Source organism: Suttonella ornithocola (assembly GCF_001889065.1).
GTDB lineage: Bacteria > Pseudomonadota > Gammaproteobacteria > Cardiobacteriales > Cardiobacteriaceae > Suttonella_A > Suttonella_A ornithocola.
In genome coordinates, this window is sequence record NZ_LWHB01000018.1 from 19,929 (window position 1) to 31,754 (window position 11,826).

Annotated in this window: 8 protein-coding genes and 1 pseudogene; all 9 read right to left on the reverse strand. The window is 34.2% G+C overall.

Features of this window, described 5'->3' with window-relative positions:
- Positions 1 to 269: 269 nt before the first annotated feature.
- Positions 270 to 2,297 carry a M3 family metallopeptidase gene (locus tag A5N85_RS01560; RefSeq protein WP_072575655.1) on the reverse strand — a complete coding sequence of 676 codons (2,028 nt, stop codon included), beginning with the start codon at positions 2,295 to 2,297 and terminating at the stop codon, positions 270 to 272.
- Positions 2,298 to 2,352: 55 nt separating this feature from the next.
- Positions 2,353 to 3,750 (reverse strand): undecaprenyl-phosphate glucose phosphotransferase, encoded by a 1,398-nt coding sequence (locus A5N85_RS01565; protein WP_072575656.1) that lies wholly within the window; start codon positions 3,748 to 3,750, stop codon positions 2,353 to 2,355.
- Positions 3,747 to 4,703 (reverse strand): glycosyltransferase, encoded by a 957-nt coding sequence (locus A5N85_RS01570; RefSeq protein ID WP_072575657.1) that lies wholly within the window; start codon positions 4,701 to 4,703, stop codon positions 3,747 to 3,749. Before A5N85_RS01570 ends, A5N85_RS01565 begins: the two co-directional genes overlap by 4 nt.
- Positions 4,704 to 5,856 (reverse strand): annotated as a pseudogene (gene glf, locus A5N85_RS01575) (UDP-galactopyranose mutase).
- 8 nt (positions 5,857 to 5,864) lie between these two features.
- Complete coding sequence (locus tag A5N85_RS01580) at positions 5,865 to 7,610, reverse strand: glycosyltransferase family 2 protein (RefSeq protein WP_072575658.1); 1,746 nt, start codon at positions 7,608 to 7,610, stop codon at positions 5,865 to 5,867.
- 22 nt (positions 7,611 to 7,632) lie between these two features.
- The gene (locus tag A5N85_RS01585; protein ID WP_072575659.1) at positions 7,633 to 8,337 is read right to left on the reverse strand and encodes an ABC transporter ATP-binding protein; all 705 of its coding nucleotides are present in this window, start codon (positions 8,335 to 8,337) and stop codon (positions 7,633 to 7,635) included.
- 9 nt (positions 8,338 to 8,346) lie between these two features.
- Positions 8,347 to 9,132: an ABC transporter permease gene (locus A5N85_RS01590; RefSeq protein WP_072575662.1), complete on the reverse strand. Its 786-nt coding sequence runs from the start codon at positions 9,130 to 9,132 to the stop codon at positions 8,347 to 8,349.
- Between the two features lie 79 nt (positions 9,133 to 9,211).
- A complete protein-coding gene (gene lpdA / locus A5N85_RS01595) occupies positions 9,212 to 10,651 on the reverse strand; it encodes a dihydrolipoyl dehydrogenase (RefSeq protein ID WP_072575660.1) in 1,440 nt (479 codons plus the stop codon).
- Between the two features lie 66 nt (positions 10,652 to 10,717).
- A partial coding sequence (sucB, locus tag A5N85_RS01600) for a dihydrolipoyllysine-residue succinyltransferase (protein ID WP_072575661.1) occupies positions 10,718 to 11,826 on the reverse strand: 1,109 nt, incomplete at its 5' end.

An 11,826-nucleotide genomic window follows, 5' to 3' on the forward strand; every position in this document is an offset into this window, starting at 1 on the left:
TATATTCATATAAATTTAGACCTTTGCAAAAAATATACAATAGAGAAATTACAATTTTTTAAATTTTGAAAACATATTAAAATCATAGTGTTAATTTTTCTACTAGTAGTAAAAATTGGTATAAAACGGAATTTTGCAAAGGTCTCAAATTATATGAGAACCTATCATACTATAACAAAGCATTTTCTATAAAGCGCTATTATTGACAGCGAGAAGCCACTAGACTTCTCGCAGATTAGCAACAAAAATACTACTTATATTTTTTTGTATTACAAAATTCCATTATGCTTCAATAAAGCCGTTACTTCTGGTTCTCTGCCACGAAAAGCAATAAAACTTTCCATACTTGGACGGCTACTTCCCACAGCTAAAATTTCATCTCTAAATCGTGCACCTGTTTGAGCATTTAAAATACCTTCTTCTTCAAAAGCACTGAAACTATCTGCTGAAAGCACTTCTGCCCATTTATAGCTGTAGTATCCTGCAGCGTAACCACCTGCAAAAATATGAGAAAATTGCATAGGAAAACGATTTTGTGCATATTCAGGTGTTACAGCCACCTCTTTACGCACTTTTTTCAAAACATCCAATACAGTACTTGAACTTTCTTCTTCTAAATGTAGACGGAAATCAAATAAAGCAAATTCTAATTGTCGTAGCATTGCCATTGCTGATTGGAAATTTTTCGCAGCAATCAGTTTCTGATAAAGCACATCTGTTAGAGGCTCATTGGTTTCTTTATGACGAGTCATCATGATCAAGCATTCACGGTCATAGCAAAAATTTTCCATAAATTGGCTAGGTTGCTCAACAGCGTCCCATTCAACACCGCTAATTCCTGATACGCCATAATCATCTACCTTTGTTAACATATGATGTAATCCATGCCCAAACTCATGGAATAGAGTCGTAACCTCATCATGTGTTAAATAAGCCTCTTCTTCACCAACTGGAGGAGTAAAATTACACACTAAATAAGCAACAGGTATTTGAAGTTTATTATCATCTAGGAAACGCTCTGCTGCACTATCCATCCATGCGCCTGCTCTTTTTTTCTGACGAGCATAAGGATCTAGATAAAATTGCGCTTGAATTTGATTTTTATCATTTAATACGTTATAGGCAGTAACTTGATTATGCCATACCGGCAAATCTATGTTTTGCTGAAAAGTTACGCCAAACAGTTTTTCAGTAATGGTAAATAGCCCTTCTAACACTTTACTCATTGGAAAAAAAGGTCTTAAATCTTCTTGAGATAAGGCGTATTTTTTTTGTCTCAATTTTTCTGATGCGTAGCCCACATCCCATGGTTGAAGCGTATCTATTTGAAGTTCATTACTAGCAAAGTCTTTTAATATCAATATATCACTCTCACCGACAGACTTACTTTTATGAACCAAGTTTTCTAAGAAATCCATAACAATTGTTGGATTACTCGCCATTTTATTACTAGCAGTATTTAAAGTGGCATAATCTTTAAAACCTAATAATTTCGCTGACTGTTCTCTTAAAGAGAGAATTTCCTCAATAATCTTAGCATTATCAAATTTTCCATCATCGCTTAATTCTGATGCACGTGCATTATAAGCGCGATAAATTTGCTCTCTTAACGCTTGATCATCTGCATAAGTTAAGACAGGAATAACTACTGGTGCATCTAGCGTTATTCGATATCCTGATTCATTATGTTGCTTTGCAAGATCGGCCATTAATGCTCTAGCAGAACTAGGTAGGCCTGAAAGGCGAGTATCATCCTCTAATGTTAAATGCCAAGCATTTGTTGCATCTAATACATTATTTGAAAACGCCGTAGATAATTCAGAAAGTCTCAAGCTTAATTCTTTAAACTTTTGCTTATCACTATCGGGTAATGCAACACCATTTCTTTCAAAATTTTCAAGATGATCAATAATAATTTTTTGACGCGTTGGCGTAAGTGCTGAAAAAAATTCGCTATTTTTTATTTTTTTTATGGCCTCATATAAATCACTATGTTGGCTGATATCCGTACTATAAGCCGATAAATCAGGCAATAACTTTTCATAGGCGGCGCGCCACTCATCTGTACTCATCACACTATGAAGATGCGCTATTGGAGAAAAAGCTAAAGATAAACGATTTTCCATCCTTGCTAAAGGTTGCATTAAACTATCCCAAGTAGGATTAGGTTGTGAAACCAGGCATTCAATTGCATCTCTATTTTCTTCAATAATATCTAAAACAGCTTCAGCATGTTCAGGTAACAAATGTTTGAAATCAGGGGTAGTTGATGGCTGATAAAGCGGGTTCGTTTGCATAAATATCCTTTAGAAATAAAAAAAGAGATTGAGGCTAAAAATAAAAATTCAAATATTATTTAGCAGAAGAATCAAAAAACATTCTAAAAGCCGTCATTAAAATAATACGCAAATCTAACCATAACGACCAATTTTCGATATACCATAAGTCATGATTAATTCTTTGTTGTAAATCGGTATCACCACGCCATCCATGGGCTTGTGCCCATCCGGTAATACCGGCTTTAACCATATGTTTTTGCATATAACCGGGAATCTCTCTTTTAAATCCCTCTACAAATTCTGGACGCTCAGGCCTAGGCCCCACAATACTCATATCTCCTTTTAAAACATTCCAAAATTGTGGTAATTCGTCAATGCTAAATCTCCGCATTACTCGTCCTAATGGAATTACTGGTTTTTTATCGGCATTTCCCCAAGAAATTTCATTTTTTTCATGTTCTTGTTTCATCGTCCGAAATTTCAAAATTTCAAATACCTTTCCATTCCAACTTACCCGTTTTTGTTTATAAAAGATCGGTCGTCCGTCTATTACTAAAATCCATAACCCTATTAGTAAAAATAAAGGGATTAAAAGTAATAAGGCAACTATTGAAATAATTTTATCTTCTATCCATTTAACAATTCGTTGCCACCCTGCCATTGGAGATACACTCAAATCAAAAGCATAAAAACCAACAACATAACTCGCTTGGTGGTTAATTAAGCGAAAAGTTCTTAAATCTGGAATTAAGCGAATATTGGCTGTAGAGAAACATAAAGTTTGCATCATTTGCTCAATGATTTCTCCTTCAGAGAGCGATAAACATAACCATATTTCATGAACATCAAGATCACCATCTTCTAAAGCATTAAATTTTTTAATATCTGCTACATTTACAAAAGTGGCCGTATCATCATCTACTAAACGAACATACGTTATTGCAAATCCTGACAAAGGATCTCTATGAACAGCACGATATAAATCCCGACAAAATGCTTTAGAGCCAAAAAGTGCTACTGTTTTACGGTTATATCCTTGAAAACGTAAGCGCTTTAATAACCAATAAACAATCGTTCTTGATATCAAACATAGACCAAATGCTGAAACTAGCCACCAGACAAACCATAAACGTGAGAAATGCTCCCCTGTTTTGGTTAAATAGAGATAAGCAACAATAATCGAACTTAAATAAAAAAAAGCTTTAAACAGTCTAACAATTAGTACAGCATGGATCGTTCCTCGCCAAGACTGATAGATTTTACAGATACTTAATAAAGATACGCCTAAAATGCTTCCTAGTAAAACCATCCAATGATAGCGTTCCCAATCCCATAGAGAATAATGAAAATATAAATAAAAAGTGATAAAACCAGCAAAATAAATACAAACCAAATCATTTAATTTTGCTAGCCAGCTTGCATACGAAATAACTGGTGATACACCATTAGAAATAGGGGAGAATTTTTTCATGAAAAGCGTCGCATAATAAAATCACTGCTTCTAGCACTATTTCCTTTCATACCATCATAAACAGCTAGCCACCAAAGCTGTAAAAATTTCCATTTATTTTTATAATGCCTTATCGCTAACAGCCAAGTTAGAATCTTTAAAATAGCTACGCCATAGAACCATTTTCCTGCCGCGAATTTATATAAGAACAAGCCATTACGATAAGTAAAATACGCCTTCCACATAGGATGATATGCTTTAGATCTTTCTCGAAAAGTAGAACAATCATGAATAAATTTAACCATTGGAAAAAATACAAGTCTTCTACCAAACTTAGATAAGCGTAAAGTATAAAGCATATCATCCGCATAAATAAAAAGCTCTTTTTGGGGGAGTCCAATGGTTTTGATGACTTCACGTCGAACAAAAAAACCAACAAAAGAAGAAGCATCAATATCAATATATTCTTCTCCTTGATACGCCTCACTAGATAAATGAAAACCCGCACGCGTATTTTTAATCAATAATCCTTTAACAGTTTTCCAAAAAAAGTGTTTGTGCCAAAAGGGATTCCAACTGGGACGATTCATCTCACAAATTTGTCCATTTAGATAATAAACTGCTGCCGCTAGTGCATCTATATTTTTTTTATCTAGACCTAAAAATGTCTGAATACTATTGGCTGCTGGAAAACTATCATCATCATATAAAACTAGCCAATCTACCTCTAAAGATTGAGCCAATTTTACTCCTTCATGAAATCCTCCTGCACCACCAATATTTTTTTCTAAAAACAAAAAACGTAAACGAGAATCTGTTTGCGCTTTCAACCACTGCTGTGTTCCATCCGTAGAAGCATTATCAATAATCACAATATAAGAAAAGGCTTGAGACAAACTTGCCTCAAGCGTTTTTTTCAGTTTCTCTAATCGGTTGAAAGTGACAATGACTGCACCTATGGAATCATCATTCATTTATACATTCATATCCACATAAAAAGGTTCTAATGTTTGCTGATTAACTATGGAGTATTTTACTTTATCTGCTACTTCTAATGCTTCCTTTATGGTTACATCCATATCTAGATAACGATAAGTTCCTAGCCTTCCAACAAAAGTAATTTTTTTTTTCTTGTTTTGCTTTTGTGACATACTTTTCCAAAAGCGCTTTATCTTCCACCAAACGAATTGGATAATAAGGAATATCTTTCTCTCCACACAGACGACTAAATTCCTTATAGCAGACCGTCTTTTCATGCTGTTCCCAAGGTGCAAAATGCTTATGCTCAGAAATTCTGGTAAATGGGACAGATTCATCCCCATAATTAATCACAGCATTTCCTTGATAGTCGCCTTCATCTCGAATAGTTTCAAAATCTAAAGTCCGATAACCCAATCGCCCTATTTCATAATTAAACCAAGCATCTAACGGTCCTGACCAAAACACATGATCATACTCTTCTAACATATCTGAATGATAAGGAGTATTTAATCGAATAATGATATTCTCGTGATCTAAAATATTCGATACTAAATCTGTATAACCATCTTTTGGAATACCTTGAAAACGATGAGAAAAATAATTATCGTCATAATTAAAACGCACAGGTAAACGCTTTAAAATACTTGCAGGTAATTCCTTTGGCTCTACGCCCCATTGTTTTTTAGTATATCCATAGAAAAAAGCACGATATAAATCCTCTCCCACAAATCTTAACGCTTGCTCTTCAAAAGTTTTCGGATTTTCAATAGATAAATCAGCCTTTTCTTCGATTAACTTTTGAGCTTCTTTAGGTGAGCAAGTTTTACCAAAAAATTGGTTAATGGTATGTAAATTAATAGGTAAAGAATAAACGGCTTCACCGCTAATCGTTTTCACTCGATTAATAAAAGGCATCATTTCACAAAACTGGCGAACGTATTGCCATACACGCTCGTTATCCGTATGAAAAATATGCGGTCCATAAACATGAAGCATGACACCTGTTTCTTCATCACGCGTAGAATGACAATTTCCTGCAACATGATTGCGTTGATCAATAACTGTTACCTGATAGCCTACTTCTGCTAATTCTCGAGCAATAATTGCGTTAGAAAATCCCGCTCCAATACATAAAAATTTTTTCACACTTAATCCTAATCCTTAAATTGTTTATTCCAAAAAGTCTCACTGGTTAATTCTTTATAACTTGTAGTATAATCTTTTTTTAAAGATGAGTAATTACTTATAAACTTCAAAAGTAACTTTATATTATAAAAACTAGCTTTAAAAAATTTTGGTTTTGAATGCTGTAATATAAAACCTTTTTTAGTTGGCCAGTGAATATATAATATTTTCTTAAAAAGAAATACTTCTCTTAAATTACCACCAAAACCTTTATGTTGCCAAACCAGTTCTGATTTAAATAATAGTTGTGGAATCAAGTGTCCATTCAAAGTAATTATTCTTATTAACTTTCTAATTCTTTTTTCGTGAGGATTTCCAAAAATTAAGTTTGTGTATATATTATACGGAATATCAACAAGTTTTTCATCTTTTACCAAAGCTAATACTTCTTTTCTTCTCCGTAACATATCTACATTACTACGCCAAAATTCACTACCTGCTAAAATATCTTCTAAAGCAAAATTTATAGCATTTGCTGTTTCATATTGGTAGGTTAATGCATTTCTAGCAAACATCTTAAATATAATCAAAGTAGATTTAAAACAACCATTTTTAGTTAATCCTTGTAAACTATGAACAATATGACTCCTTGTATCTAGATACTGATTAAGTGGTGATTGTTTCAACATAAAATCATCTTGCCACGAACAAATACCATTTAAAGTCATTATATTGAATTTATGCGCCAAACAAAAACCTACATCGTCTCCCCTTACAAAATAAGGAAAAGCATAATATTTAATAATAGAAATCGGGAATGCAAAAAACCACCAACCACCATAATCAATATTTTCTTCCACCTCATTAATTAATAAACTACGTACATCTCTCAAATCTAGGCCTGGCTTTAATGGACGACATAAGCCATCAAAACGAGCACCATTTTCAAACTGACGAAAACTTTCTACCTCTCTTAACATTGCACCAGCAATGCACTGATTAGGATTTTTTGCATACTTTAATAAAATTATCGTTCTACGAATAGACTCAATTTCACAAGAAGCATCATCATCCATAAACAAGCAATGTGTATATTGTTTTGTATTTGTTAAATGAAGTAAGCCTCTTGTAAAACCACCAGCACCGCCTAAATTTTTATTCTTAATAATATTAATCTTATCTAACTCTGGTAAGTTATTACTATTATCCACAACAAATACATCTACATTTTCTTTAATTTCTGAATCATTTAATAATCCTAAATTTAATCTTTCCATTGCTGGGATAAGATAGTTTTGACGGTTAAAATGAGTAATAACAATGCCTAATTTTACCTTGTTAGTTGGCACTGAGCTGGTACAAAAATCACAGCTAATAATTTCTGAAACATCTAGCGAATGAAAATCAATTGCAAGCATTCCATCAGAAAGCTTATTCCAAAAATTAAGTTCAAAAATCTCTTCATGTATCTGCTCAGATAAAAAATAAGATTCATCTAGAATAACATCAGAGTAATCTAATCGAAACCAATGAAAAGATATTTTTATATTTCCTTTAGCTTTAATTCTAAAACTTAATTTTTCAATATTTGTTTTTCTCTTTATTTTTTCAATACTAATAGAATTAAAATAAGTATTTGTGGATAGTTTTCCACCTTTTAAAAATTTTATATTCAAATCATTTCTATTTATCTCAACAAAATCATTACATCTAAAATATAAGTCTCTTTCTGAGCATAAAATAGAAGGAAAAATTATTTTTTGCACAATATTCATATTTATCCTTAATTATTGAATACTAATTATTATTTAATATCTCACCATGCTCTAAATGGAAGTTTATGTTACATATTCTTTTCGCTAGCTCATAATCATGCGTTGCCATAACTAAAATGCCTGCTTTATCAACAAACTCCAGCAGTCTTTTCTCAGCTTTATCGCGAAAACTTTCATCGCCTACACTCATCCATTCATCCATCAATAAAATTTCTGGTTGCGTACTTGTTGAAATCGCAAAAGCAAGCCTTAATACCATGCCACTCGAATAAGTGCGTACAGGCATGTAAATAAAATCCCCTAATTCACTAAAATCGATAATTTCATCAATTAATTTTTCTGTATCTTTAGGTCTTAACCCTAAAAAGAGCCCTCGTAATTTTATATTCTCTATTCCTGTCGCCTCACCGTCCATTCCAAGCATAGAGTCTAATAAACTGGTTATCTTTCCCTCAACACTAATTTTTCCAGAAACGGGAGGATAAACACCTGCTAAAACACGTAATAAAGTGGTTTTTCCTGAGCCATTATGACCAATGAGAGCAACTCGCTCCCCTTCTTTAATATCTAAATTAATATTTTTAAGGGCTTCTATCTCAGTATATTTACGAGAGTTTTTAACAATTTTTCCACCAGTAGCTACTTTTAACATTGTTTGTTTAAAAGACCGCTGCTTAGCATCATAAATAGGAAAGCGAACTGAAACATTTTCTAATGTAATATGCATAGTTTAGTCCTATAACCAATAAGTAATACGATGATGTGTTCTTTTAAACAAAATTATGGAAATAGTTAAGCCTACAATAATCATAGCTACTCCAACTATCCAATCTATTGTATTGGGCGAAACACCTAACAAAGGCGCTCTTACCATATTTAATAAGTATGCAAATGGATTAAGATGCGCAATAAATGCCCTGTCAGGTGGGAGTTGACTTAAGTCCCAAATAATAGGTGTCACAAAAAATAACAAGGTCATAATACTATTGACTACTGGTCCCATATCTCTGTATCTAGTACAAAAAATAGCCGTAAATAACCCCATCCAAAATAAATTTAATAAAATAATAACCAATGCAGGAATTAACCATAAAATCTCTAGACTAATAGGTTTCCATACGATCAATAGAATAAGCGGATAGAGTAAAAAATTATGTAAGAATACAATTAATTGTCGATAAATGACTCTACAGATAAATACCACTGGTGAAATTTTTGTTTGCTTAAGATAATGCGCAGCTTCTGAAAAAGCATGGCAAGATTCATTGATACTAGAAGCAATCAACGCCCAAAATATCATTCCTAAAGCTAAATGAGGAACAAATTCTCTTAAATTATTACCAAATAATGCACCATATAACGGTCCCATAGCACCAATAGTAATAGCCATACTAAGTGTAATCCAAAAAGGACCAAGCGTTGAACGGCGATAACGCGCTAATACATCATACCAACCCAAGGTTGCCCATAAATAATATTCTTTTATACTTATCGATAGTTCTTTAAAAAGATCTGAATTCATATTTTTCATTTTTCTAATTAAAAGCGTAAAGAGTGTAAATCTTTGCGCAAAGATATTCAATGAGTAACTTAACAGTCAATTATTTCCTTTTAGGATTAACTTTATGAATTGCTTGTCCTGAAACTGCTAAAGCCGCTTCATGGACTGCTTCAGATAAGGTTGGATGAGCATGCATAATTCGTGCTAAATCTTCTCCAGCGGCATAAAATTCCATTGCAACAATGAGCTCATGAATCATTTCTGAAGCACAAGGTCCAATGATATGCGCCCCCAAAATTTCATCTGTTTCTGCATCACAAAGAATTTTTACAAAACCACTGGCAGCATTCATGGCTTTTGCGCGACCATTAGCAGCAAAAGGAAAATCGCCTTTAATATAATCCACTCCTTCTACTTTAAGCTGCTCCTCTGTTTTTCCAATCCAAGCCATTTCTGGATGCGTATAAATAACAGATGGAATAATGTCATAACGAACATGGCCTGCCTGTCCAGCTAATATTTCTGCTGCCATAATGCCTTCTTCTTCAGCTTTATGCGCTAGCATTGGACCTCTAACACAATCTCCAATGGCAAAAACATTAGGTTCCGCTGTCCGACAATGCTCATCAACTTCTATAAAGCCACGTTCATTGATAGCAACCTTTGTTCCTTCTACCAATTCAGCACTTGTATTGGGTTTACGGCCAACAGCAACTAATAATTTATCAAATTCTGCTGTCTGTTCACCCTCTTTTGTTTCATAAGTGACTCGAACAATATTATTATTAACCGTTGCGCTTTTTACTTTTGTTCCTAATAAGATATTTAATCCTTGTTTTTTAAAGGTACGCTCCGCTTCTTTTGCTAATTGTCGGTCAGCCATCGATAAAAAATCATCCATCGCCTCAAATATTGTTACTTCTGCACCTAGCGATTGCCAAACACTTCCTAATTCTAAGCCGATGACACCAGCACCTATCACACCAAGACGTTTTGGAACACTATTAAAATCTAAAGCACCTGTTGAACTAACAATATGTTCTCCATCCATTTTGGCAACAGGAATGTCAATTGGTAGTGAACCAAACGCTAAAATGACCCCTTTTTCTGCTTGATAGCTTTCTGTTTTACCATCATGGCTTTCTACTTCAACACGCTTATTGGCTCTTAACTTTCCTTTTCCTTTTAACCAATCAATTCCATTTGCCTGAAAAAGCTGAGAAATACCTCCAGTAAGTTGTTCTACAATGGTATTTTTACGCGTAATCATTGCTTCTACATCAATAGAAACATTAGAGGCTTGAATTCCATGTGTTGCAAACTCATGTTCTGCCTTATGAAACAAGGCACTAGATTCTAGTAACGCTTTAGATGGAATACAACCTACATTCAGGCAAGTTCCACCTAAACGATCTTTTCCTTCCTCATCCTTCCACATTTCCACACAAGCCGTTTTAAAGCCTAATTGTGCGCTACGAATAGCCGCTACATATCCACCAGGACCACCACCAATCACAATTACATCATATTTTTTACTCATAGAACAAACCCTTAATCTTTAGAATACAAAAAAGGCGCAGAATGGCTGCGCCTTTATAAAAATAATTTATACGCCTAATAATAAACGAGTAGGATCTTCAATGGTATTTTTAATTGATACTAAGAAACCTACCGCTTCACGTCCATCAATAATACGATGATCATAGCTCAGCGCTAGATACATAATAGGACGAATAACAATTTCGCCATTTTCGACGACTGGACGCTCAACAATATTATGCATTCCTAAAATTGCACTTTGTGGAGGGTTTAGAATTGGTGTTGATAACATTGAGCCGAATGTTCCACCATTGGTAATAGTAAAGGTTCCACCGGTCATTTCTTCAATACTTAACGAACCATTTTTGGCTTTAACCGCAAATTCTTTAATACCGCCTTCAATATCTGCAAAATCCATACCTTCTGCATTTCGCAAAATAGGCACAACCAAGCCACGCGAACTAGAAACAGCAATACCAATATCTTGATAATTATGATAAACAATATCATCACCATCAATAGAGGCATTCACCGCAGGCCATTCTTTCAAAGCAGCAACAGCGGCTTTTACGAAGAAACTCATAAAGCCAAGTTTAATATCATTTTTTGCCACAAATTGATCTTGGTATTTCTTACGTAGATCCATAATAGGCTTCATATTAACTTCATTGAATGTCGTCAGCATTGCGGTAGTATGCTGAGCATCTAATAAACGCTCTGCAATACGCTTACGCAATCTTGTCATTGGCACACGCTCTTCATGACGCGAACCACCGCCAGCAACATGCTGCTTCATATCATTTTTGGTAACACGGCCACCACGACCACTACCAGCAACATCGCTAACTTTCACATCATTTTCTGCTACTATTTTTCTTGCTGCAGGAGAAGCATTTTTATTATCCTTTGCTTCTGATGCTTGCGCTTTAGATTCTGATGTAGAGGATTGTGCAGCCTCACCTGATGAAGCTTTATCATCTGAACTAGTCGTTTCTGCTGGCGCTTCACCAGCTTCCATAATAGCAACAACATCACCACCAGTCACTGTTGAACCATCATCTACTTTAATTTCTTTTAGAATACCGCTCATTGGTGCAGGCAATTCTAAAACGACTTTATCTGTTTCTAAATCAACAAGGTTTTCTCCCTCATTGACAAAATCACCTGCTTTTTTAT